At 69.0% G+C, this 23,909-nt stretch carries 22 protein-coding genes and 1 tRNA gene; 10 read left to right on the forward strand and 13 right to left on the reverse strand.

Features of this window, described 5'->3' with window-relative positions; all coding sequences use genetic code 11:
- Positions 1-22: 22 nt before the first annotated feature.
- On the reverse strand, positions 23-526 hold the full coding sequence (locus ACSZL9_RS18215; RefSeq protein ID WP_446666950.1) for a hypothetical protein: 504 nt from the start codon (positions 524-526) through the stop codon (positions 23-25).
- A 286-nt stretch (positions 527-812) separates the two neighbouring features.
- On the opposite strand from ACSZL9_RS18215, the gene ACSZL9_RS18220 reads away from it, so the two are divergent.
- The gene (locus tag ACSZL9_RS18220) at positions 813-2,219 is read left to right on the forward strand and encodes a DUF222 domain-containing protein (protein WP_446666951.1); all 1,407 of its coding nucleotides are present in this window, start codon (positions 813-815) and stop codon (positions 2,217-2,219) included.
- A 167-nt stretch (positions 2,220-2,386) separates the two neighbouring features.
- Here ACSZL9_RS18220 and ACSZL9_RS18225 read toward each other — a convergent pair whose 3' ends face one another.
- Both ACSZL9_RS18225 and ACSZL9_RS18230 read right to left on the reverse strand, forming a co-directional pair.
- Positions 2,387-3,931: a PH domain-containing protein gene (locus tag ACSZL9_RS18225; RefSeq protein ID WP_446666952.1), complete on the reverse strand. Its 1,545-nt coding sequence runs from the start codon at positions 3,929-3,931 to the stop codon at positions 2,387-2,389.
- Positions 3,928-4,410 carry a PH domain-containing protein gene (locus tag ACSZL9_RS18230; RefSeq protein ID WP_446666953.1) on the reverse strand — a complete coding sequence of 161 codons (483 nt, stop codon included), beginning with the start codon at positions 4,408-4,410 and terminating at the stop codon, positions 3,928-3,930. The genes ACSZL9_RS18225 and ACSZL9_RS18230 overlap by 4 nt, the downstream gene beginning before the upstream one ends.
- A 254-nt stretch (positions 4,411-4,664) precedes the next feature.
- Here ACSZL9_RS18230 and ACSZL9_RS18235 point away from each other — a divergent pair, with 254 nt between their 5' ends.
- The 3 genes from ACSZL9_RS18235 to ACSZL9_RS18245 all read left to right on the forward strand — a co-directional run bounded on the left by ACSZL9_RS18235 (position 4,665) and on the right by ACSZL9_RS18245 (position 8,644).
- Positions 4,665-6,407 (forward strand): M4 family metallopeptidase, encoded by a 1,743-nt coding sequence (locus ACSZL9_RS18235; RefSeq protein WP_446666954.1) that lies wholly within the window; start codon positions 4,665-4,667, stop codon positions 6,405-6,407.
- A 190-nt stretch (positions 6,408-6,597) separates the two neighbouring features.
- Entirely contained in the window at positions 6,598-6,969 is a 372-nt protein-coding gene (locus ACSZL9_RS18240; RefSeq protein WP_446666955.1) for a DUF488 domain-containing protein, read from the forward strand.
- Positions 6,970-7,072: 103 nt separating this feature from the next.
- Positions 7,073-8,644 carry a hypothetical protein gene (locus tag ACSZL9_RS18245; RefSeq protein ID WP_446666956.1) on the forward strand — a complete coding sequence of 524 codons (1,572 nt, stop codon included), beginning with the start codon at positions 7,073-7,075 and terminating at the stop codon, positions 8,642-8,644.
- A 172-nt stretch (positions 8,645-8,816) separates the two neighbouring features.
- Here ACSZL9_RS18245 and ACSZL9_RS18250 read toward each other — a convergent pair whose 3' ends face one another.
- Genes ACSZL9_RS18250 through ACSZL9_RS18260 form a run of 3 tightly spaced genes read right to left on the reverse strand, consistent with a single transcriptional unit; the run spans position 8,817 to position 12,243 of the window.
- Positions 8,817-10,409, reverse strand: coding sequence for a hypothetical protein (locus ACSZL9_RS18250; RefSeq protein WP_446666957.1), 1,593 nt, complete (start codon positions 10,407-10,409; stop codon positions 8,817-8,819).
- Positions 10,406-11,404, reverse strand: a complete 999-nt coding sequence (locus tag ACSZL9_RS18255; protein ID WP_446666958.1) for an ABC transporter ATP-binding protein — start codon at positions 11,402-11,404, stop codon at positions 10,406-10,408. The genes ACSZL9_RS18250 and ACSZL9_RS18255 overlap by 4 nt, the downstream gene beginning before the upstream one ends.
- Positions 11,404-12,243: a MerR family transcriptional regulator gene (locus tag ACSZL9_RS18260; protein ID WP_446666959.1), complete on the reverse strand. Its 840-nt coding sequence runs from the start codon at positions 12,241-12,243 to the stop codon at positions 11,404-11,406. The genes ACSZL9_RS18255 and ACSZL9_RS18260 overlap by 1 nt, the downstream gene beginning before the upstream one ends.
- 71 nt (positions 12,244-12,314) lie before the next feature.
- Between ACSZL9_RS18260 and ACSZL9_RS18265 the strand changes: the two genes are divergently transcribed.
- The 4 genes from ACSZL9_RS18265 to ACSZL9_RS18280 all read left to right on the forward strand — a co-directional run bounded on the left by ACSZL9_RS18265 (position 12,315) and on the right by ACSZL9_RS18280 (position 17,851).
- Positions 12,315-12,740, forward strand: coding sequence for an SRPBCC family protein (locus tag ACSZL9_RS18265; RefSeq protein WP_446666960.1), 426 nt, complete (start codon positions 12,315-12,317; stop codon positions 12,738-12,740).
- Between the two features lie 3 nt (positions 12,741-12,743).
- The gene (locus tag ACSZL9_RS18270; protein ID WP_446666961.1) at positions 12,744-13,307 is read left to right on the forward strand and encodes a TetR/AcrR family transcriptional regulator; all 564 of its coding nucleotides are present in this window, start codon (positions 12,744-12,746) and stop codon (positions 13,305-13,307) included.
- 187 nt (positions 13,308-13,494) lie between these two features.
- The gene (locus ACSZL9_RS18275) at positions 13,495-16,179 is read left to right on the forward strand and encodes a LuxR C-terminal-related transcriptional regulator (RefSeq protein WP_446666962.1); all 2,685 of its coding nucleotides are present in this window, start codon (positions 13,495-13,497) and stop codon (positions 16,177-16,179) included.
- A gap of 340 nt (positions 16,180-16,519) precedes the next feature.
- Positions 16,520-17,851, forward strand: coding sequence for an MFS transporter (locus tag ACSZL9_RS18280; RefSeq protein ID WP_446666963.1), 1,332 nt, complete (start codon positions 16,520-16,522; stop codon positions 17,849-17,851).
- A gap of 63 nt (positions 17,852-17,914) precedes the next feature.
- Here the strand turns inward: ACSZL9_RS18280 and ACSZL9_RS18285 are convergent.
- Together ACSZL9_RS18285 and ACSZL9_RS18290 are read right to left on the reverse strand one after the other, a co-directional pair.
- Positions 17,915-17,990 (reverse strand) — tRNA-Ala (locus ACSZL9_RS18285).
- Positions 17,991-18,083: 93 nt separating this feature from the next.
- Positions 18,084-18,962, reverse strand: coding sequence for a hypothetical protein (locus ACSZL9_RS18290; RefSeq protein ID WP_446666964.1), 879 nt, complete (start codon positions 18,960-18,962; stop codon positions 18,084-18,086).
- 69 nt (positions 18,963-19,031) lie between these two features.
- On the opposite strand from ACSZL9_RS18290, the gene ACSZL9_RS18295 reads away from it, so the two are divergent.
- Positions 19,032-19,244: a hypothetical protein gene (locus ACSZL9_RS18295; RefSeq protein ID WP_446666965.1), complete on the forward strand. Its 213-nt coding sequence runs from the start codon at positions 19,032-19,034 to the stop codon at positions 19,242-19,244.
- A gap of 178 nt (positions 19,245-19,422) precedes the next feature.
- Here ACSZL9_RS18295 and ACSZL9_RS18300 read toward each other — a convergent pair whose 3' ends face one another.
- The 5 genes from ACSZL9_RS18300 to galU are packed head-to-tail and all read right to left on the reverse strand — an operon-like array spanning position 19,423 to position 23,209.
- A complete protein-coding gene (locus ACSZL9_RS18300; protein WP_446666966.1) occupies positions 19,423-20,055 on the reverse strand; it encodes a GNAT family N-acetyltransferase in 633 nt (210 codons plus the stop codon).
- The gene (locus ACSZL9_RS18305) at positions 20,042-20,515 is read right to left on the reverse strand and encodes a MogA/MoaB family molybdenum cofactor biosynthesis protein (RefSeq protein WP_446666967.1); all 474 of its coding nucleotides are present in this window, start codon (positions 20,513-20,515) and stop codon (positions 20,042-20,044) included. The genes ACSZL9_RS18300 and ACSZL9_RS18305 overlap by 14 nt, the downstream gene beginning before the upstream one ends.
- Entirely contained in the window at positions 20,512-20,991 is a 480-nt protein-coding gene (gene moaC, locus ACSZL9_RS18310) for a cyclic pyranopterin monophosphate synthase MoaC (RefSeq protein ID WP_446666968.1), read from the reverse strand. The genes ACSZL9_RS18305 and moaC overlap by 4 nt, the downstream gene beginning before the upstream one ends.
- Positions 20,992-20,993: 2 nt before the next feature.
- The gene (locus tag ACSZL9_RS18315) at positions 20,994-22,220 is read right to left on the reverse strand and encodes a molybdopterin molybdotransferase MoeA (RefSeq protein ID WP_446666969.1); all 1,227 of its coding nucleotides are present in this window, start codon (positions 22,218-22,220) and stop codon (positions 20,994-20,996) included.
- Between the two features lie 29 nt (positions 22,221-22,249).
- Entirely contained in the window at positions 22,250-23,209 is a 960-nt protein-coding gene (galU, locus tag ACSZL9_RS18320; protein WP_446666970.1) for a UTP--glucose-1-phosphate uridylyltransferase GalU, read from the reverse strand.
- A gap of 70 nt (positions 23,210-23,279) precedes the next feature.
- On the opposite strand from galU, the gene ACSZL9_RS18325 reads away from it, so the two are divergent.
- Complete coding sequence (locus tag ACSZL9_RS18325; RefSeq protein ID WP_446666971.1) at positions 23,280-23,870, forward strand: 5-formyltetrahydrofolate cyclo-ligase; 591 nt, start codon at positions 23,280-23,282, stop codon at positions 23,868-23,870.
- Positions 23,871-23,909 lie beyond the last annotated feature (39 nt).

Below are 23,909 nucleotides of genomic sequence, written 5' to 3' on the forward strand. Positions count from 1 at the left end.
CGGACGATGATCCTGCCCGAGGTCAGTCCGCGAGGTACCCGGTTTGAGGGTCGATTTCGGCGAGGAAGCTGCGTGCGCCACTGATCAGGTCCGTGGTGTTGGCCCATTGATGATCCGACCGGCGTGTGGTGTATCCGTAGCCAGGGTTCGGACCGGTGTCCCAGGTCAGGTGCCATGCCCCGGGCTGGTCGGGATCAGCGACAGCGGTAAACCGCTCCTCATCAACCGCTAGCACCGTCGGTAGCGGGAAGGGATCGGGTGTGCGGTCTTTGGCGTCGGGATCATTGGGGTCGTAGCCGGCCAAGCGGACGAGCCCTACGTTGCTCTCGCCGTCCGGGACACACGCATAAACCACGAAAGTACGGTCTGCTCGATTGATGTGCGCCCACGCCATCACAGCGTCGATGTCGACGCCTGCAAGTTCATACTCGTCCGACACACCGCTGTCGCTATGGAAGTACACGCGATACTTCGGCGGATCAACTTCCCATGTCTGATCCCGCGGATCGACCCCTATGACCTCCATCGCCTCACCGTACTGGCGGACGGCGCTCAGCACCGCAAATGGTGCCGATGGCCGATCGTCAATGAGACCTGTCGGTTCACGTGGTCGTTTCGGGTTCAACGTGTCGGAACGGACTCCAGGCGATGTCCTGCCACTCGTGTGACCGCTGCAGCGCAGAGCTGCCCAACCTAGCGGTCCAGTGCACCTGACGGCCCTGTGGACGACGGGGACAATACGAGGGGATGTGGACAACAGTTGCGCTCGAAAACCGTTGATTGTCAGTACGATTCGTGGCATACTCGAATGTATGAACGAGATACCGCGAGACGCGAAAGAGGGCACCGTCGACGCCCTCGACGCTCCTGCGGTGCGTGCTTTCCACGACAGACTCGACGGACCGGTCACCGATGGTGACCTGCTGGCGGAGTTGCGGGCGTGCGAGGAACTGAAGAACGCGCTGGCCGCGCGGCAGGCCCGTCTGGCCGTGGCCGTGCACGATGATCAGTCAGCACGCGATGTGCCGCGCGGCATCGCCAAGGCCGACACCGCCCGACAGGTCGGCTCGCAGGTGGCGCTCGCCCGGCGATGCGCCCCGCACCTCGGATCCCGCTTGCTCGGGCTCGCTCACGCCGTGGTCGAGGAGATGCCGCACACGCAGCAGGCACTGGCCGCCGGTGTGATCACCGAATGGGACGCGACCGTGTTGTGCCGGGAGACCGCGTGTATGGAGCGTGAGGGTCGGGCCACCGTGGATAAGGCCGTCGCCGATCAACTCGGCAAGGTCAGTCACCAGCGCCTTGAGGCCGAGGCGAGGAAGTACGCCTACCAGGCCGACCCCGCAGCGGTCGCCGCACGCCGAGCGCGGGCCGAGTCCGAACGCAGGGTCAGTCTGCGCCCGGCGCCGGACTGCATGACCCGGTTGAGCGCGCTGCTACCCGTCAAGGACGGCGTCGCGTGCTTCGCAGCGCTGTCGAGCGCCGCCGATGCCGCCGCGACCCCGAAGCATCCACGCGGGCAGGTAATGGCCGACACCCTGGTCGATCGCGTCACAGGATGCGGCCCGATGGTCGCGAAAACAACTGTGGGTAAAGAAGGTTCGTCCGCTGCTGCCGAGCCCACTGCGGCAACCGCGGCTGACAGCCCACAGCCCGCGCGGAGCCCCAAGGGCTCGCCGAAACCTCAGGTGCGGGTCAACCTGCTGATGCCGGTCGACACCCTGACCGGCGACGTGCCGGCCTACCTTCCCGGGTACGGCCCGATCCCGGCCGACCTGGCCCGCGAATGGCTGACCGACCCCGACCTGAAGGTTCAGGTACGGCGCATCTTCGCCTTCCCCGACAGCGGCGACCTGATCGGGATGGACTCCCGAGCTCGCGCCTATCCAGAGCTGTTGGCGTCCTTCATCAAGTTGCGCGATCAGACCTGCCGCACGCCGTTCTGCTCGGCGCCGATCCGGCAGACCGACCACATCGTGTCCCACGCTGACGGCGGGACCACGAGTGAACGCAACGGCGACGGCCTCTGCGAACGGTGCAACTACGTCAAGGAACACCCCGACCACCACATCACCGGCGACGCCAGCGCAACCACCACCAGCGTCGGCAGCCTCACCGCTACCAGTCGGCCGCCCGCACCACCAGGGATGCCACCGCCCACCACGTCATACGTCGAACGAACCCTCATGGACGTCACCTGGAAACACTGGACCAACTGACCCGTGGTGGCACACCCCCCGTGGCGCACAGCTTCTGCGCGAGCGGGCCAAGCCCACCCGTCAGGCCGTGCCGGTGGACGTTCCACATGCGGATGGCCATGGGTCACACGGTCGGGCAAGGGCCGGCCACTCTGGCGTCTCGCTTCACTCTTTCCTATCGCTCTACGTCAGCGCAGGAACTGCTCCACGTGCCCGGGCACTATCTGCGTCGCGAGCTTTCCCACCTGGTCCTCGGGCAGGTCGAGCACCGGGTAGTCCTTGTTGCCCGCCGCCGTCGCCAGGCTCACCGTCGCCACGCCCGCACGGCGCTGGAAGAACGACCGCCGCACGGTGACACCCACCGCTCCACGACGCTCGATGACGTTGGTGGACAAGCCGATCGAGCCGGAACGCGTGACCAGGAAACGGTCGGTCACCGCGTGCCCGAGCCAGTGCGCACGACTCCAGCCGAGCAACACACCGACCAGCACGGGCAGCACCGCACACACGCCGAGCACCGGCGCGTCCCACACGATCGCTGCGATCACCAGCGCACCAGCGGGCACACACCCGCCGAGGATCGCCCGCGTGTAGCGACGCCGGGTCGCTGCCGCCCCGTGCGGTCGGAGCTCGACGCCGGACACGTCCTCCCCCAGCACGGTGCCCGCCGTCCGAGCCACGACCGGCTCCGGTGACGGCGGAGTGAGGGTGGTGCTCATCCCACGGCCGTCGTCCTTGACCCCGGTCGTGATCGCCGACAGAGTCGCGCCGCCGACCCAGCGCAGCGGCACGGGGCGATGGATCTCCGCTCCCCGCAGTCGGCGGATCTCCAGCGAGGTCGCACGTGTCGTGAGCAACCCACGCGACACGTGGTAGGTGCCGCCACGGTCGTCGCGGCTGAGCCGGAAGCCGTGGAACGACAGCAGATAGCCCAGCAGCGACAGCACGGTGATCAGCAGCAGCACCGCTACGAGCACGGCCAGCACCGCAGTCATCACCCCGAGTGCGGCCAGCCGGTCGACGGTGCCGCGCACCAGGCCGTCCTCGCCCCAGCCGATGCCGGACTCGTTGAGGACCTGTGAGCCGACACCGAGGATCGCCAGCGCCGCGATCAACCCCGCCGGGCCGAACGGGGCATAGCGGATCCACGCCGGATTCAGTTGGTAGACAACCACTTCCGGCTTGTATGCCGCCGCAGCGCGCGCGTCATCAGCAGCGTCGCCGGAAGGAGCAGCGGTCTCCGCGGGCGTCCTCTCCGGAGCCACCCGCTCCGCCCGGTGCAGCAGATCACCGCGCAGCGCAGCCGCCTCCGAGCCGGTCAATCCGTCCAGTTTGAGCGCCTTCTCACCGGCTCCGGTGCCGATCCGGACCTCGGCGAGACCGAGCGCGCGGTGCATCACCGACGCCGTCACGTCCACCGACCGCACCCGGTCGATCGGCGCGGACACGGTGGTGGTGCTGAGCAGCCCGCGTCGCAGTTGCACCTGCTCGGAGGTGAAGCGATAGCGCGTGCTGAACCAGCGCAGCACGCCCAGCACGATGGCAACGCCTGCTGCCGCCAGACCCCACCAGTTCTGCCCACCGGCCGACCCGGCCACCACGACGGCGATCAGTGCCGGCAGGTAGCGACCGATCTCCTTGATCGGGTGGATCAACAACATCCGCGGGCTGAGCCGGCGCCATTGCCCGTCCGCGCTGGGGAGACTCACCTCCGGGTCACCGGGGTGACTCATGTCGCGTCGCCCTCGCTGGCGGCGGTGACGACGGTCAGGTCGCGCACGATCCGGTCGGCGACGTCCGCGTCGAGCCCTTCGACTCGCAACTCCCCCTTCGCCGAGGCTGTCGTGACGGTGACCGAGCTGAGCCCGAAGAGCCGCTCGAGCACACCACGCTCGGTGTCGACGGTCTGCACGCGGGAGATCGGCGCGATGCGCTGCTCGATCGTCAGCAATCCGCGCTGGGTGTAGACCGCGTCTTCGGTGACCTCCCACCGGTGAATGCGGTAGCGCAGGGCCGGACCGACAAGCACCGTCACGACGAAAAGCACTGCGATCACAGCGATTCCGAGGAACTTCCAGATCGTCGCCGGTTCGGCCAGGAACCACGTGACCCCGCCCGCCACAAGCAGCACCACGGTCAACACGATCCCTTGCACCGCCCACATCGTGCGTGCGCGGGGAGACACGAGCTCGTTGGGCGGGCGCAGGTCCATCTCCAGACCTTCTCATGTCACTGGCGCCAGTGACTTCTCGCGTTGGCAAGGCGTCCTCAATCGACGGGTATGTGTCTGCCTAGAAGCCCGTAAGCGAACGTTCAATGTTTCCAAAATCTTCGTCAGTGGCCCACCGCTTGGCCGTCGAGCACCGCATAGTTCTGAACGCGAGTCCAACCCCGGGCTCGCGTCGTCACGTCCGCGACGTGACAACGCAATCGAAATGGATGTGTATGCGAGTCAAAAAGACAGCAATGCTCTTCGGAATCGCCGCGATGTCAACGGGAATCGCCGTCGGCGGCACCGCAGCGCACGCGGCTTCGGGACCGTCGACCAGCCACGGCGCCACCGGCGTGAGCAACCACCAGGCAGTGGATGCCTTCCTCGGATCGAACCCACAGTCGATCGCCTCCGCCGCGAGCGACGACTACCAGCTGGTGGGGACGACCACGAGCGCTGACGGCACCTCACACTTCCGCTACCAGCGCACCTACAAGGGCCTGCCGGTCGTCGGCGGCGACTTCGTGGTGCACGCCAAGAGCGGCAAGGTCGTCGGGCAGTCCGGCGACCAGCGCAACGCGATCTCGGTCTCGACCACCCCGAAGGTTGCCGCCACGGCATCCCGCAGCACCGCCGTCGCCGGCGCCAAGGTCTACAACGCCACGGGTGCGACCAGCTCCAAGCTCGTCGTCGACGCCTCCGGCGCCAAGCCGGTGCTCGCCTGGATGACCGTCGTCACCGGTGTCCAGGCCGACGGCATCACCCCCAGCCACAAGGCGGTGCTCGTCAACGCACAGACCGGCAAGACGATCCGGTCCTCGGAGATGGTCAAGTCGCTGATGTCCGCGAAGACCTCCAAGGATGCGATGGCGAAGCGCGGCATACAGCACAAGGCGACGCTGACCACGCACATGCCGGCGAAGGTGCCGACCGTCACCTGGTCCGCGGTGGGCCAGCAGGCACTGGGCAACGGTCACGGCCCGGGCGACAACAACGGCAAGCACAAGGGCCAGAACAAGGGTGCCGCCGCTGACGGCACCGGCAAGTCCCTGACGCTCGGCGACGTGACGTTCGCGACCACCGAGGGCAGCAACGGTTTCGAGATGACCGACCCCAACCACGGCGGCAACTCGGCGTGCGACATGAACAACTCCGAGGCGGGCAACTGTGAGTTGTTCACCGACGACGACAACGCCTGGGGTGACGGCACCAACAGCGACCGTGCGACCGCCGCCACGGACGTCTACTTCGGCGCCGCGATGACCTGGGACTACTACAACAAGGCATTCGAGCGGAACGGCATCTTCGACGACGGGCAGGGTGTGCCCTCCCGCGTGCACTATGGCACCGGTTACGTCAATGCCTTCTGGGACGGCCAGCAGATGACGTATGGCGACGGCTCGGGCGACAACGCGCCCCTCGTCGCGATCGATGTGGCCGGCCACGAGATGTCGCACGGTGTCTCGGAGGCACTGGCCGACCTCGGCTACTCCGGTGACGTCGGCGGCATCAACGAGGCCAACAGCGACGTCTTCGGCACGATGGTCGAGTTCGAGGCCAACAGCTCGGTCGACAAGCCCGACTTCCTGATCGGCGAGACGATCGACATCAACGGCGACGGCACGCCGCTGCGCTACATGGACGAGCCGAGCAAGGACGGCATGTCGCTGGACTGCTGGAGCTCGGACACCCAGAACGAGGACCCGCACTACACCTCGGGTGTCGGCAACCACGCCTTCTTCCTGCTGGCCAACGGCAGCGGTGAGTCCGAGTGGGGCAACAGCCCGACCTGTGACAACTCCACGGTCACCGGCATCGGCAAGGACAAGGCCGCTGCCATCTGGTACAACGCGATCAAGGACTACGGCACCGCCGACATGTCCTACGCCGATCTGCGGGCCGGGATGATCAAGTCGGCTGACGCGCTCTACGGCGCGGACAGCACCGAGTCCAAGGCCGTGGCAGCGGCTTGGACGGCGGTCAGCGTCAGCAGCTGACCTGCTCTACCCGCCGCGCGCCTCGGGGCCGCGTGAGCGGAAGGCGAACCCCTCCGGCCAGTCCCCCTCCCTGTGGCCGGAGGGGTTCGCCATACCCACGCAAGCGGGTCGAGTAGCGGTGAGGCACGAGCCGCGTATCGGGACCCCAACCCCATTGCGCCGCAACCGCTTCCGTCCCATCATGAGAAACATGAGCTCCCACAAGGTCCAGGTCCGCAGGGTGTATGACGCACCCGAGTCCTCCGACGGCAAGCGCGTACTCGTTGACCGGGTCTGGCCACGGGGGCTCAGCAAGGAGAAGGCGAAACTCGACGACTGGTGCAAGCAGGTGGCACCGTCGACCGAGCTGCGCAAGTGGTACGGCCACGATCCCGACAAGTTCGAGGAGTTCGAGAAGCGCTACCGCGCGGAGCTGGACGATCCGGAGCGGTCCGAGGCACTGGACGGCCTGCGTGCGGACGCCGCGGCCGGCACCTTGACGTTGCTCACGGCGGCCAAACGCGACGACATCAGTCAGGCAACGGTGCTCGCCGGATTCATCGGCGGCGCGCGCTCCTCCTGACCCTGCACTGCACCCGGGTCGTCGCCACCGGACGTGCAGTCGCACAAGGGTTTTCGCGCTTTCGCAGTCCTTCGTGCCGACTTTGTGGCACCTTTTGATGTTGATGACCAACCAGCCGACCTTGCAGCGTCGCGCGCCTCGAGCGCCCGACGTCGACGCTCCGGCTCATCTGGCCCGCACCGTCGATGTGCCGCCGCCGCGGCTGGCCGTCGTCGGCCTGATCGCCTGGATTGCGCTGTGCGCGCTCGTCGTTGGGCGCCATCCGATGTTTTCCTGGCACTACTTCGCCACTGCTGGGCAGACGCTCCTCACCCCGGACGGCCTGCAGGTGTATGGCGCACACCCCGAGCTGCAGTTCGGCCCGCTGACGATGGGGGTCTGTGCGCTGCTCGAGCTCGTGCCCGCGGGCCACAGCGCCGTCGTCGCATGCGTGCTGATGCTGGGCCTGGGCATCGGGACCGCCGCCGGCCTGGCCGACCTGAACCGCAGCCACCACGGCGTGCGGGTCACCCGCCGCGCGGCCATGATCTACGCCGCACTGCTCGCGCCGCTGTGGCTGGTGCTCGCCGTCCGCTACGGGCACCTCGACGACGCACTCGCGATCTTCCTGCTGACGGCAGCGGTGGCCGCCGGCAAGCGGGATCGCTGGCTCGTCGCCGGCCTCCTGCTCGCTGCCGCGACCGGCGCCAAACCGTGGGTGCTGCCGATGGCCGTGCTGCTGCTGGCGGCTCCCCGACCGGCGCGCTTCAAGAGCATCGCGATCCTCATCATCGGAGTCGCCGGGCCGTGGATTCCCTTCGTACTGGCCGATTCTCGCACCGTGCAGCTCGGCCGCTTCGGCATCACTGTCGCCGATGACTCGGTCCTGCGACAGATCGGATCGCTGTCGTTCGCGACGCCGGTCTGGGATCGGCCGGCACAGTTCGTGCTCGGCGCCCTGGTGGCCGGCTGGCTGGTCCGCCGCGGCCGGTGGATGTGTGTGCCCTTCGCGGTGCTGTCCGTCCGCCTGTTGCTCGATCCGCAGACCTACCTCTACTACGCGGCCGGGCTCGCAGTCGCCGCCGCGATCGCCGACCTCACCCGCCGGGACCGGCGCCCGATCCTCACCGGACTCGCGGTCGGTTGGTCCGCGGTCGCTCTGGCACTGGTGACCTCCAGTCAGGTTGTCGGCGCCGGCACCGTACGACTCGTCGGTCTGCTCGCCGGACTCGCGGTGGTCATCGTGGACGACGGGTGGGCACCCGTCACCCACCCGGCCTCGCGCCGGCAGGTCGCGCACCAGCACGTCACGCGCCGGCAGGTCGCGCACGACCCTGACCCGACGCCCCCGATGCCGCAGACGACACCGGTCACACCACGTGTGATCGATGCGGAGCCGGAGCTGCCGGACCCGCCGGACGAGCCGATCACGCCGGACGAGCCGCATCCGCAACTCGAGCCTGCGGAGCCAATCGACGCCCGCATCGACACCGACGCCGACTCTGACATCGACGACCGCATGCTCGTGACGCACCCGGCGGCTCCGGCGACCTCCCCGGCTTCGGTCAGCCACCCGCCAAGACTCGGTCGGCTGTGGTCCCAGACCCGCAAGCCGGTCCGGCCGAAGACCTCCAGTCTCTTCGTCCATCGCTCAGCCATCGGTGAGCGACGAGAGGCATCCCGGACGCGGATCTGAGAGCAACCAGGAAACTGGTCAAAGCATGGCAAAGCCATTGCCCACTGCCTTCTGATCAGACACTGATTGACCGGCATACCTCCGCATTGAGCGGCGTACGGATCCGACCCGGGTCCGTATGCCGCTCAATCATTGGGTATGCCGGTCAATCGGTGGTGCCGGGCGCGCGCAATCAACCGACCACGAGGTCGCGCCGCGAGCGCCATACGACTCCCGCGGCCGCGCTCACGACGAAGCACGCCACCAGCACGCCGACACCGACGCTCGGCGACGCGCCACCGACGTAATCCGGCACGTGCGCGAAGACTCCGGCCTGCTGCAGCCAATCGGGTGCATGCAGGACCGAGCCCAGGAAGACCAGCACGGCGGACCCGGCCACCGGCAACCAGACCACCGGTCCCCACCGGCGGTGCACGCCGACGACGAGTGCGGCGATCCCGGCCAGGGCCAGCACCGCCGGCACCTGCCCGGCGACATAGGCCAGGTAGCGGTCGGCGCCTTGGGACGACTGGCTCCAGGTGATCAGCGCGCCCACCACGGCGGCGACGGCCGCCATGGCCAGCGCCCCGCCCAACGCCACGACGAGTCGCGCGAGTAACGGGGTGCGTCGCGACGTGCCGCAGGCCAGCAAATCGTCGACAGAACCGTCCGCCTCGGCGGCCCCGTCGGCCAGCACCGTCGACACCGCATAGCAGGAGACGAGCATCCCGATCAGCACGCCGGCGAAGGAGAAGAAGGCCGCCGCGAGGTCGGCCTCACCGGTCACGTCACGCATCAGCTTCGCGGTCGAGTCATCGCCGGCGAGGACATCGAGCAGGCTGCCGCTCATCCCGCCGAACAACGCCGCGACCCCCGTCACGATCGTCGTCCAGATCGCCCAGCGCCCGCGCTCGAGATGCCACACGAGTTGCGTCACCGTGCCGACCTGGAGCCGGTCGTCGCTGGCGGCCCGTTCGTGCAGCGGGGCCGCGAGGTAGTCACGGCCGCGCCCGACACGCCATACCAGCGCACCGAGCGCCGCACACACCACGACGAAGACTGCACCCGCCCACCAGCGGTCTTCGGTGTATGGCGACTCGGCGTCCAGCCAGCCCAGCGGACTGATCCAGTGCAGCGCATCGACGCCGTGTACGTTGGCGACGGCTCGTAGCGCGAATGCCACTGCCAGCACTGCAAATCCGAGCGACTTCGCCAAACCGGCGCTGTCGGCGAGCTCACCGAAGAGCAGTCCGGTGAGGGTGAAGAACAGCATGCACCCGAAGGTCACCAGGCCGAGCCCGGCGGCGCCCTGCCAGGTCAGCTCCTCGACCGCGAAGGTCTCCACGCCGAGGATCGCGAACACGGCCGCGCCGAGTCCGACGGCCAGCACGAGCGCCGCTCCCATTGCGCCACGCAACCGATCACGGTCCCCGTGGCCGGTTGCCTGCACCAGCTCCGCTATGCCCGAATCCTCCGCGCCCCGAACGAAACTCGAGCCGAGCAGCAATCCGAGGATGCTGACCACGATGATCAGGTAAGTGCCCATCTCCCATGCGGCGAGTTGCCCGATGGTGCCCGGTCGCGGGATCGGGCCGTAGAGCATCCGGGTGGCGGCGTTGCTGCCGAGGCTGTCGATCAGGTGCTGCCGTTGGTCGAGCCGTGGATAGGTCGACGAGTAGGACGGCGACACGACGGCGAGCAACCCCAGCAACGGCACCGCCCACACCAGGATCTTGCGCCGATGGGTGCGCAGGGTGACCCGGAGCGGGCCGAGCTCCCGGCTCATCGGGCACCGACCCGATAGTGGCGCAGGAAGAGGTCCTCCAGACTCGCCGGAGTGCAGCGCAGGTCGGTCGGACCGGCCGTCAACAACGTGGCCAGCACCGCGTCCACGCGATCGTGCGACACACTCGCTTCCAGTCGGATCTCGTTGTCCCCGAACTGCTTTCGATCCAGCTGCTGGTCGGGCCCGAGCTTCTCAGCCAGCTCACTCGCGACGCGATCGGCGGCGTCCCCCGACACCACTGCACTGATCGTCGACGCAGCGAGGTGCCGCATCTGGGACAGCCGTCCGGTCTCGACCAGGCGTCCGTCCTTGATGATCGTGACGGAGTCACACAGCTGCTCGACCTCACCGAGGATGTGGCTGGACAACAGCACGGTGCGGCCGTCGGCCACGGCGCGCTCCACGCACTCGCCGAAGACCTGTTCCATCAACGGGTCGAGTCCGGAGGTGGGCTCGTCAAGGATCAGCAGGTCGCTCTGGGCGGCGAATGCTGCGACGAGCATGACCTTCTGCCGATTTCCCTTGGAATACTTGCGGATCCGCTTGGTCGGGTCGAGCGCGAACGCGTCGATCAACTCTCGTTCGCGTTCGTCGTCATACGCACCGCCGGCCGATCGACGCAGCCCCGCGAGGACGTCGAGCGCCTGCCTCCCGGTCAGGGTCGGCCAGAGCGCGACCTCGCCGGCGACATACGAGATATCGCGGTTGATCCGCGCACTCGCCGTGGCCGGGTCCTCGCCCAGGACGTGCACGCTGCCCGCGTCGCGGCGGTAGAGACCCAGCAGCACCCGGATCGTCGTGGTTTTGCCGGCGCCGTTCGGCCCGAGGAAGCCGTGCACCGCGCCTCGCGACACCCGCAGGTCGAGGTCATCCACCGCCCGGAACCGCTCGAACGTCTTGGTCAGCCCCTGCACGGCGATCACGTCGTCGGGCTGTGTGCCTTCGGCCTGCCCGGTCGCTGCGCTCGTCGTCAACCCGCTCATCAAGCGGCTCATCACAGACCTCCGTCCGTGTCCGCAGGCACCGGCTCCTGTCGGCGGACGCCTGACTCCATCGCTCGCTGGAAACGTTCTTGCAATGCCTTGGGGAAGAGCTCGGTCGTCGCATAACCGACGTATTCACTCGAGCCGAGCGACGCCTGCTCCAGCAGCGACATCGCCTCCTCGACCGACAGGCCGAGCGACGCGACGAACTCGACCGAGTGTGCGGCCATCTCGTCCACCCTCCGGTCGAGCTCGGCCGCGGACAGCGAATCCATCTCCTGGTCGAGGTCACGGAACTCGACGAAGAGCGGCATGATCAGCTCGAGCTGCTCCTCGGTCAGCCGTTCGGCCAGATCCAGGACCAACGGTGGCAATTCACCGCTGTAGCAGGCGAATTCAACCACTTGCCGCTCAGCAGCGATCATCCTCGCAACACCCTCGTCGGGCGCCCGCGCGATCATCCGCTCATACATCCGGTGCACGGCGCGGGGCAGCGGAGAGACGGGGCCTCCCTCGGCAGTCGTGCGCAGCAGTCGGACCAGTTGATCCCGCTGGTGCTTGAGGTGCTCGATCCGCTCGTCGACCCCGGCGAGAGTGATCGCCAGGTCGGTGCGAATGACCTCCAACTCGTCCGGCTGGTCAGCCTGCTCCTCGAGCATGGCGCGTACCGATGCCAGCGGCACACCCGAGTCGACGAGCCAGCGGATGCGCAACAGTCGCGCCAGGTGCGACATGCCGTAGTTGCGCACTCGGCCGCACTGTTCAGGCACGGGCAACAGGCCGATCTGGTGGTAGTAGCGGATCGTCCGCACGGTGGTGTCGGTCAGATCTGCCAGCTCTTTGACTCGCATGTCTCGATCATCGACTGTGACGTGACGTCACAGTCAAGAGCAAAACCCTGTCCCGATGTATCATTTGATACATGAGCGAGATCAAGATCGACGAATCCTCACCGGCGAGCGCGGACCGACTGTGGAAGTACGTCGGCGACGTCGAGCAGTGGGGCGACCGCCTGCCGACCTTCACCTCGGTGCGACGTGTCGGTGGGCCGGCACCGACCGGCGTAGGCAGTCGCTTCGAGGTGCGCCAGCCGGGACTGGCCAAAGCTGTCTACGAGATCACCCGCTGGGAGCCCGGCCACGGCTTCACCTGGGTCGGCCGAGTTGCCGGGATGACGACCACCGCCAGACACGACATCGAGCCGGCGAGTGACGGCAACCGGATCGAGCTCGGCCTCGCCTGGTCCGGTCCGCTCGCCCGAGTGCTGCGGCCGGTGATGAGCTCGCGGGCACGCCGGATGATGCGCTCCGAAGGTGAGCACCTGGCACGCCTGGCCGAGCAGGACTGAGGCGTGCCCGGTCCTCGGGAAGCGTTGCTGCAGAAGGCGATCGGCTACTTCAGCGAGCACGGCGTGCGCGACACCAGCATGCGCACGCTCGCGACCGCGATCGGCACCAGCCAGCGCATGCTGCACTACCACTTCGGCTCCCGCGAAGACCTCCTCAGCGCGGTCATCGAGTCCGTGATCGAGGCCGACGCGGCGATGCTGACCGATCTCTTCGCGAACTCTCCCGACCCGTTCGAGGCCGGCCGGGAGAACTGGCGCGTCACCGCCCAGCACGCGCAGACCTTCGGCGCGCTCTACTTCGAGCTGTCGTCGCACGCGATGTACGGCCGGCCCTACGCCCGTGACCTCGGGCACGCGTTCGTCACCCGCACCCAGGAGGCGTTCGAGGCGGCATACCGAGAACTCACCGATGCCGCCACCGCCCGTCGCCTGGCCCGGTTGACGCTCGCCGTCGGGCAGGGGTTGATGTTCGACATGCTCGTCGACGGCGACAGAGCCGCTTCCGACGCGGCCATCGAGGAGTTCATCGCCATGATGCGGACCCACCTGGCAGCCCCGCCGAGCTGATCCACCGGTAGCACGGTCACTGACGCTCCGCCCTGCGCAGAGTGCGCCGGGCCGCACCATCAACAGGACACAACGCGGTCACGGCCGCTCCGGAACCCGCAACACGCCGGGACCCGCAGCACTACAGTGAAAACCCTGATCGCCAGCCAAGGATCGCCAGGGCCGAAAGGGGGCTGCGATCGCCTCCGTGCGCGCCGACCAGCGGATGCGTCCCGACCCGCCATTCGTCGGTCGGGTCGAAGAGTTGCGTGCCCTGGTCGACTTCCTCGAGCCCGCACCGGACGGCTCCGCACGAGACGGCCTCGACGGCAGCGCGGTCATCGTCGCGTCCGCCGGCGTCGGCAAGACCCGCCTGTTGCGTGAGGTGCTCGGCCGCGCCGAGACCGCCGGTCGCCCGTCGGTGTTCGCGATCGCCACACGTGCGGCGGCGGGCACGCCATACGCAGCGCTCGCGCAACTGGCTCCGGAGGCACCTGCGGACGAGCACGCCAGCGCGTCGTCCTGGTATGCCGAGGTGGCTCGCACCCTGCGTGCGACACCCGGGGGCCCACCGGTGGTCGGCGTGGACGACGCGCACCTGCTCGACCCGGGCAGTGCGGCGCTGCTGCTGCACCTGGCGTTGACGAAGTCGGCCACCCTGCTGCTGACCGTCCGGCGGGGTGAGCAGATCCCGGACCCGATCACCGCCATGTGGAAGGACGGGCTGGCCCGACGGATGGATCTGGAGCCGCTGTCGCGCTCCCAGATCGGCGAACTGGTCGACACTCTCGTGCCGGGCGCCGTCGCCGAGCGTGCCAAGCGGCGCATTGCCGAGGTCAGCGGCGGCAACGCGCTCTTCGCCCGTGAGTTGGTCCGCGGTGCCATGGAGGCGGGTGCGCTCCGCGAAGGCGACGGCTTGTGGCAATGGGACGGCACGGTCGTGCTCGCGCCCCGACTGATCGACGCCGTGGGAGCACGACTGGCAGACCTCACCCCGACCGAACTCGAAGCACTGTCAACCGTTTCGATGGCAGAGCCGCTGCCGCTGTCCGCCGCCGAGATCGTCCTGCCGGACGGGGTGCTCGCCACGCTCGAGCTTCGCGGCCTGGTGACCGTGAGCGACGGGCCGGCCGAATGCCGCGTCGCCCACCCGCTGTATGGCGAGGTCGCGCTCGACTCACTCAGCAGCACCGCACGGCGCAGGCTGCTGCAGCAACTCATCGACGCGGTCGCGGCGGAGGGTCTGCGCACCGACGCAGATGTCGTCCTGGTCGCATCCGGACGGCTGCAGCTGGGCCAGGAGGCCAAGCCGGAGTTGCTCACCGAAGCCGCCGTCATCGCCAACCGCAATTTCGACCACGACCTTGCGGCCCGGCTGGCCGACGCCGCCATACACCGTGGAGGCGGTCCGCCGGCACAACTCGCGGCGGCGATCGCCGCGACGGGAGGCAGCAGCTTCGCCGCGGCCGAGCATCTGCTGGCACAGGCGGAGCAGGCGATCAGCACCGACCACCACGACCTGTGCCTGCGCTATCTGTCGACGCGCACCCGAGCCCTGCAACAAGGCCTCGGCCGGGTCGCGGATGCCCTCGTCATGATCGAGAGATTTGAGGCGGCACACTCTCGCGCCAGCGAACACGATTGTGCCGCAAGGCAATTGGCACAGGCACAACGGGCTGCAATCTACCTCGAGGACGGACGGCTGGCCGACACCGTGGCCACCGCCGCGCCGTTGCTGGAGGATCACATCAACCCGGTCGCCCGACTGATGTCCGCTGAGGCATCCGGCGAAGCGCTGGCCTATCAAGGCATGACCGACCATGCCCGCAGGCTGCAGGCGATCATGACAACGCTGGCGCAGACGGGCGCGCCGGAGATGCGTCGCGGCAGTGCCACCGCCGTGGGGCAGGAGGTGATGTGCCTGCTGCTGGACGGGCACGCCGGGGCCGGCGCCGCGCTTGCCGGCACGCTGCACGAGCAGGCCGTCTCCGATCCCGATCCGCTGGTCTGGGCGTTGTCCTGCTTCCTCGTCGGCGCCAGTGTGCTGCGCACCGGCCGCCCCGCGTCGGCACGGGACGCGTTGCTCGAGGCCACGACCGGCTTCCGGCAGACCGACATCAGCGGGCACATCAGCTGGATCTACGCGCTGCTCGCCCAGGCCGACGCGCTGCTGGGCGACACCGAGGCCGCCCGCCGGCATCTCGCGCAGGCGACCGACCTCCGTCCGGACCGGCCGGTCGGGCGCATCATCGCCGACCACGTCGCGGCGAAGGCACTCACCCGGATGGTCGAGGGTGACGTCACCGGCGCAGCGGACATCGCGCTCGCGGGCAGCCCCGGGGCAGGGGAATCGGCGGTCCAGCGGGCCGATCTGTTGCACCTGGCTGCCCGGCTCGGGGCTCCACCTGGTCCCATCGCGGCCCAGTTGTGGCCACTGGCGGACCAGGTCGAGGCCCCGCAGGTCGCTCGACAGGCCCAGCATGTCGCGGCTCTTGCTGCCCAGGACGGGGAGGCGCTGACCGCCGTCAGTGCCGATTTCGCGCAGGCCGGTGCCGTGCTGCTCGCGGCGGAGGCAGCTGCGGACGCCGCGCGTGCGCATCGCGCGGCCGGGCTGCCCTCGAGTGCGCGACGTCTCGACGCGCGTGCTGCGGTGCTGGCGGCACGGTGCGAGGGTGCGCGAACCCCGGCGATGACACGCCCACAACCTGCTGCCGGGCTGAGCCGACGCGAGCGCGAGGTCGCCATACTCGCTGCTCGTGGGCTGAGCAACGCCGACATCGCCGAGCGGTTGTCGTTGTCGGTCCGCACGGTGGAGTCGCATCTCTATCGTGTCTTCGCCAAGCTCGGTGTGGCCGAGCGAACCGAACTTGGCGAGCTGCTCAGCAGCCCGTGACCTGACTCCCCCTGATCTAACTGCCCCTGATCTAACTGCCCCTGATCTAACTGCCCCTGATCTAACTGCCCCTGATCTAACTGCCCAACGTATGGCGGCGGTGCCGGTGCAGCCCCTGGATCTCCACCAGCACCGCCGAGTCGATCCGCAGCGCCGAGGCCGGTCCGACAACTGCAACAGTAGGAGGCACCGACCGGGTGCGCCTCAGTAGTCGACCACTGCATTGTCGACAATGGACTACTGCCGACGGCCCCGCGGACGACCGGTGCGGGCGCCGGTCGATAATGGGCGTTGCGGACCTCGATCGAGCACGTCCGCCCCACTCCCACCCGGAAGCACCGTGACGACCACTGCATCCCAGCCGACCGGCTGCGACCGGTCCCGCGCCGCAACACACCACGGTGCACCGCCGGAGCCACCACGCCGGGACGGGTTGTTCGCATCACTGCACAACCGCAACTTCCGCTGGTTCGTCTTCGGGCAGGCGGCCTCAACCTCCGGGCTGTGGACGCAGCGCGTCGCCCAGGACTGGCTGGTCCTGACGCTGACCCACAACGCGTTCCTCGTCGGCGTCGCCACGGCCACGCAGTTCGTGCCGACGTTGCTCTTCGGTATGTCGGCCGGCCTGGTCGCCGATCGCTTCGACAAGCGGCACGTCCTGATGTGCACGGTCTCGACGCTCGGCCTGTGTGCTGCTGTGCTGGGCGTCCTGTGCGTCACGGACACCGTGCAGTTGTGGCACGTGCTGGTGATTGCCTTCCTCACCGGCACGGCGGCCTGCTTCGACAACCCGACGCGGTCGGCATTCATCCACCAGATCGTCGGACCGGAGAAGCTGCGCAATGCCGTCAGCCTCAACTCGGCGATCTTCCAGCTGGGCGCGCTGGCCGGTCCGGCCGTGTCCAGCGGGCTGATCACCGCAGTGGGTACCGGCTGGGCCTTCATCGCGACCGGCGGCTGGTATGTCGTGGTGTTCGGCGCATTCCTGGCCATCCGAACGTCTCAGCTGCGCGTCGCGCCACGGCTGCACCGGGCCAAGGGGCAACAGCGGATGGCGCTGCGCGAAATCGCCCGCCGTCCCGTCCTGCTGTGGCCGATCGTGCTGGCCGGCGTATGTGCCTTCTTCACCACCAACTTCGCCGTCACGTTGACGGCGTTCGCCAAGGACTTCCACCTCGACGCCCGCGGCTACGGATTCCTGACGATCTCGTTGGCTCTCGGCTCGCTGGTCGGGGCGTTGATCTCGGCGCGGTGGCCGGGTTCGCGGCTACGGCACATCGCGGCATTGGCCGGCGGCCTCGCCGTCGGGCAGCTGGTTGCTGCCGCGATGCCGGGCATGCTGACCGTCGGCGCCGCCTTCGTCGTCATCGGCGCCATCGGTATGCCGTTCCTCATCGCCACCAACACCCTGATCCAGCTCGCGTCCGGCGATTCGATGCGCGGTCGGGTGCTCGGCGTCTACATGCTGGTCACGCTCGGTATGGCGGCCGTCGGCGGACCGGTCGTCGGCTTCCTCGACCAGGTCGGCGGCGCACCGCTCGGGCTGGTCACCGGCGCCGTGGTGATCGGCGCGGTCGCCGCGCTGGTCAGTCGCCGCCTGGTCCACGTGGCCGGGATCGACCTGCGCACCGGGTTGCGCCTGCGGGTCGTGCGCCCGCGCGCCAAGCAGTAGTCGAACCCGCCGGTTACAAAACGTTAGAGGGGCCAGGCAAAACGCCTGGCCCCTCTAACAATTTGGTGGAGCATAGGGGATTCGAACCCCTGACCTTCTCATTGCGAACGAGACGCGCTACCAACTGCGCCAATGCCCCAAGAGCGAGTGCAACTTTAACACCGAGAACGCGATCGGCTAAATCGGGGCCGATGCTTCCGTGCCGGTGTGCGGCTGCCCGCTCGGTGGACGCTCAGCCTGCCCGGAACACCGAGGGCAGGTCGTCCAGGTCCTGGTCGAGGGCGAGCCCGTCGAACGGCAGATCCTCGTTGGCGACATCGTCATACGAGCGCCGGTCGGTGGTCGCGGCCGGCGCCTGCTGCGGACGCTCGGGCGCCCGCTCCTTCATCGTGTATGTCGGGCGCGGCACCGCGACCGGCTGCCAGCTGTCGTCAGCGTCCTCGGGTGCCTGCTCGTGCGGTGCCTCGGCAACCGGGGTCTGCTCGACCGGCGGTGCCGCAGGCTCGGTGGCCTGCGGCTGCGGCGCCGGTGCTGCAGCCGATGCGGTGACGTCGAAGACCTGCTCCGCCGGCGGGCCTGCCTGAGCCGGGGCGTGCTCGACCACCGGGTCAGGCATCGTGGCCTTGGTGAGCGGCGCCGGGGTGGCGGCGGGCTTGGAGCCTGCGGCATCCGAAGTGCGTGCGGCGCGCGAGTCGCCGGACTTGCGCTCAGGCAGCTTGACCCCGCCTGCGCGGGCTGTGCGCGGCGCTGCTGCCTGGGGGCGGTGCTGCACCTGCTGACGGGCCGGTCGCTGGGCGCGGGCGGCCATCGCCGACGCGCGGCACCACCAGAAGACGCCGCCGGTGACGGCGAGCATCAGGATGGGCGACCACCAGGGCAGGGCACCGAACGGCGCGCAGACGACGGTGATGATCAGCAGCGCGAGGCTGCCGATGAGTGCGACGGCGCGCAGCTTCGGCGAGCCGGCATGTGCGGCGAACGTGCCGAAGCGCTGCATCGCGGCGGCCGACGAGGTGCCGGCCGAGCTGAGCTTCTGAACGGCCGAGGCTGGTGTTTCATCCTGCTGCTCGGCGGTGGATCCCGTGAGGGGCTGCTGAGTTTCTCCAGTCATGACGGTCCCTGCTCGCAGTGACGGCCGCGGTCCGCTCTCTCGGACCTGCGGTGCCGAGGTTCGGCTGGCGTGCGGTGCATCGGATGCCTGCTCGACGACGCCTTCGACACGGTGCTCGCGTCGTTCGAGCACCCGCATCGCATCGCTGAACTGATCGACGGAGCGCGCCGTGGCCAGGGCTTCGCGACGCCGGATCCAGTGTTGCAGGAGGTAGGCAGCCCAAATGACGACTATGGCCAGGAAGATCAGGCTGCTCGGCTGCTGCACAAGACAAGACGTTAGAGCCCGAACCGTTGCAATCGGCGGAGGTACAGGGTGTGTCGCTACTTGCACAGCTGAGTTGTCCGACTCGACTCCTCGCGGCCCGCCCCCGACGCACGCTCGCAAGCTCGCATCGCGGCGAGTGCGAACCGGTCGTCGTCTCGTGAGTTGTCCGACTCGACTCCTCGCGGCCCGCCCGCTATTCGGACTCGCCCATCAACCGGCGGAAGCGGGCCACCATCGTCTCGCTCGGCAGCTCCTCGCTGGTCACCGCGAACGTGAGGTGGTCGTGCCAGGCACCGTTGATGTGCAGGTAGCGCTTGCGCAGGCCCTCCTCACGCAGCCCGAGCTTCTCCACCACGCGCAGGCTGGGCTCGTTGTCGGGCCGGATGTTCACCTCGACGCGGTGCAGGCGGACAGCACCGAAGGCGTGATCGATCAGCATGGCCAGCGCGTATGGCGTGATCGACCTTCCGGCATACCGTTCGCCGATCCAATAACCGGCCGACCCGGACAGGAGCGCTCCGCGGGAGATTCCGAACAGGTGCATCTGCCCGGCCAGCGCGCCGTCCACGTCGATCGCGAAGGGCAGCAGCCTGCCGTCGTGCGCTTCCCGGTCCTGGAAACGCACCAGTTGCGCGAAGTTCATCGACACGCCGCCGGCCACCGGCGAGGTCGAGTCCCACGGCCGGGTCCACGCGGCGTTCGCCAACCGCAGATCCAGGAACTCACGCTTGTCGGCACGCGCCCGCAACGGGCGCAGCAGGATCCGGGAGCCGCGCCAGTCGCCGGCGATCGCGGTCGGCCACCACTGAGACCTAATGGTCGCCACCGTCGAGTTGCGAAACGGCGTGCGGCAGCACGGTTTTCAGCAGCTCGAGGGCGTCGCGAACGCCCCCGGACGATCCGGGCAGGTTGACGATCAGCGTGCGCCCCGCCACACCTGCCAGGCCGCGGGACAGCACCGCGGTCGGTATGCCGCCCGCCACGCCCTGCGCACGCAGCGCCTCGGCAATGCCCGGCACCTCGAAGTCGATGACCGCAGCTGTCTCCTGCGGGGTGCGGTCGGTCGGGTTGATCCCCGTCCCGCCCGTTGTGAGGATCGCCCGAGCGCCCGCGTCGAGTCCCTCGCGCAGCGCCGCACCGACCGGCGGGCCGTCCGGGACGACCTTGCGGGTGACATCGAATCCCCAGTCCTGCAGCGCCGTTTCGAGGATCTTCCCCGAGCGGTCGTCATAGGTGCCGGCCGACGCGCGGTTGGAGCAGGTGATGACCCAGACCGCGGCGCTCACCGAGCGTCCTCCCGCCAGTCGCCGGAGCGACCGCCGGACTTCGCGGTGACGCGGACATCAGTGATCCGGGCGTGCTTGTCCACGGCCTTGACCATGTCGATCAGCGCCAGGGCGGCGACGCTGACGCAGGTCAGCGCCTCCATCTCGATGCCGGTGCGGTCGGCGGTGCGCACCTCGGCGGTGATGTCGACGCCGTCGTCCTGGACCGTCAGCTCGACTGCGACCGCGTGCACGGCGATGGGGTGTGCCAGTGGCACCAGGTCGGGCGTGCGCTTGGCGGCCTGGATGCCGGCGATGCGCGCGACTGCCAGGGCGTCGCCCTTCGGGACGTTGCCTGCACGCAGCGCGTCGATCGCCTTGGCGGACAACAGGACTCGGCCGCGGGCCTCGGCGACGCGGGCGGTGACGGCCTTCGCGCTGACATCGACCATGTGGGCGGTGCCGTCCTCGCGGACGTGCGTGAGTTTCTCGGCCATGATCAGGCGATCCCCTCCAGCGGTATGACGCGCAACGTCTCCCCGACCGCGACCTCGGTCGTGTCGGCAGGGACGATCGCGAGCGCCTGCGAGCCGGCCAACCCGCCCAGCACGTGAGACCCCTGTCCGCCGATCGGACGCACCACGCGGCCGTCCTCGTCGAAGACGACCCGGGCGAATTGCTGGCGTCCGGGCGGTGACGTCCACCGCTCGGCGACGGCCGCCTCGACGGTCGGCAGCTGCGGATCGCGTCCGGCGAGCACCCGACCGGCCGGCGCGACGAAGACCAAGAACGACACCAGGGAGCTGACCGGGTTGCCCGGCAGTGCGAAAACCGGTGTGCCGTCGAGTGTTCCGAAACCTTGGGGCTTGCCCGGCTGCATCGCCACCTTCACGAAGTCGAAGTGATCGCTGCCCTCGAAAGCCAGCTTCATCGGCTCGAAGGCGCCGGCGCTCACCCCGCCGCTGGTCACGATCAGGTCCGCCTCGGCGGCAACCTCGGACAGCACCGAGCGCACCGCGTCCGCGGTGTCCCCGGCCCGACGAACTGCCGTGACCTCGAAGCCGCACTCGGTCGCGAGCGCCGCCAGCATGGGCGCGTTGGAGTCCACCACCTGACCGTGCCCTGGCCGCCGGCCGGGCTCGACCAGCTCGTCGCCGGTGCTGACGACCGCAACGCGGGGCCGCGGGACGACCGTGACCTCGTCGACACCCGCCGAGATCAGCGCCGGCAGGTGTCGCGGCCGCAGCCGCACCCCGGCGGGCACGACCTCGTCGCCGGGCTGCACGTCCTCACCCCGATGTCGTATGGCGCGACCGGTCTCGACCGCTTCGCGGATCTGCACCTGCTGCAGCCCGCCGTCGGTCAGCTCGACCTGCACCACGGCGTCCGCACCCTCGGGCAGCGGAGCGCCGGTCATGATCCGCCAGCAGCTGCCGGGCGCCAGTTTCAGGGAGCGAGTGTCCCCGGCCGGGATCTCCCCGACGACGGGCAGCGACACCGGCGCGTCCTCGCGTGCTGACGCGACGTCGGCGGCGAGCACGGCATACCCGTCCATCGCGGAGTTGGTGAAGCCCGGAAGCGCGACGGCGGTGCGCACCGGCTGCGCCGTCATCAGCCCGAGCAGGTCCGCCTCACCGGCGGCCGCACCGGACAGGTCGACGGCCCGCGGCGGCAACTGACGCATCGCGGCGACCACGCGCTGCTGGTATTCGTCGAAAGTGAGCACCCCCGCAGCCTAATCTCGCCCCGCGGAGCTCAGCCGCCGTGTTGTTCGGGCTCCCCCGCACGGTCGGCGTCGACCAGGCGGCCACGGCCCTCGTCGGAGTCGATCCAGGAGGTCAACCAGGCCCGGAAGTCCGCACCGAAGTCACCGTGCCGCACCCCGAGGCGGACCATCGCCTTGAGGTAGTCGAGCCGGTCACCGGTGTCGTAACGACGACCGCCGAAAATCACCCCGGTCACGCCGCCGCCGGGCCGCTGCGGGTCGGCAGCCATCTCCAGCAGGGCGTCGGTCAGCTGGATCTCGCCGCCGCGGCCGGGGCCGGTGTGTTGCAGGACCTCGAAGATCTCCGGCGCCAGCACGTAGCGGCCGATGATCGCCAGGTTGCTCGGTGCCTCGCCGATCGCCGGCTTCTCGACCAGCGAGTCGACGCGCACGATCTGCTCGTCGGCACCGTCGATCGAGGAGACGGCAGCACAGCCGTAGAGGTGGATCTGGTCCTCGGGCACCTCCATCAGCGCCACGACCGAGCCGCCATACCGCTCCTGGGTCTCGATCATGCTGTCCAGCAACGGATCCCGCTGGTCGATGAGGTCGTCACCCAGCAGCACCGCGAAGGGCGCGTCGCCGACGTGGGTCTTCGCGCACAGCACCGCGTGCCCCAGGCCGCGCGGCTCGCCCTGCCGGATGAAGTGGACGTTGCCGAGGTTCGCCGACTTCTGCACCCGGCGCAGCCGCATGTGGTCGCCCTTGCGCTCCAGCGCCTGCTCCAGCTCCCAGTGCCGGTCGAAGTGGTCCTCCAGCGCCGCCTTGTTGCGCCCGGTCACCATCAGGATGTCGTGGATCCCGGCCCGCTCGGCCTCCTCGACGACATATTGGATCGCCGGCTTGTCCACCACCGGCAGCATCTCCTTGGGGATGGCCTTGGTGGACGGCAGGAACCGGGTGCCGAGGCCGGCAGCAGGGATCACCGCTTTGCGCACGCGTGCTGTCATGCGGTCAGGCTAGGCCACTGAGGTGACGCCTTCGCGTCATACCGGCGAGACACCGGGGAGAATCAGCCGTATGCCGCTGGTCCTGCCGCCCGAGAAGCCCGCCGCACGACGCCTGGTCCGTGCTGCGCGGCGAGCCCGCCGCGCCGACGCGTCGGACGAGCAGTGGCAGGCGTATGACGAGCAGCTCGGCCTGGGACTCGCCCGCTGGCTCGACACGCGACTCGACGCGCAGTTCGGCAGGGGCGTGCCGCAGCGTGCGGCGGTCTATCGGGCGCTGCCGACCGAGCCGCCGACCGACGGCATCTGCGCAGCGCTGGTCGACCGCGGGGTCCGATTGATCGTGCCGACGATGCTGCCCGACAAAGACCTGTCCTGGCTGGACCTCATCACGGGCGAGGACCTCGGCGTCGAGGCGATCCACGACGCGGGGCTAATCGTCGTGCCGGCGCTGGCCGTCGCCCGCACCACCGGCCTCCGGCTGGGCCAGGGCGGTGGCAGCTACGACCGCGCGCTCGCCCGCAAGCGCAGTGGATCTGCGGTGATCGCAATGCTTTTCGACGAGGAGGTCGTCGACGCCGTCCCGGCCGAGTCTCACGATCGCCCGGTCGACTTCGTGCTCACTCCGTCCGGTGCGGCGTCCGCTGTCGGCGAAGGCATTTGAAATACTGACCCCAACCCACGGTCTGCCCACTTCGCGAAG

It is taken from the genome of Flexivirga sp. B27 (assembly GCF_052905685.1).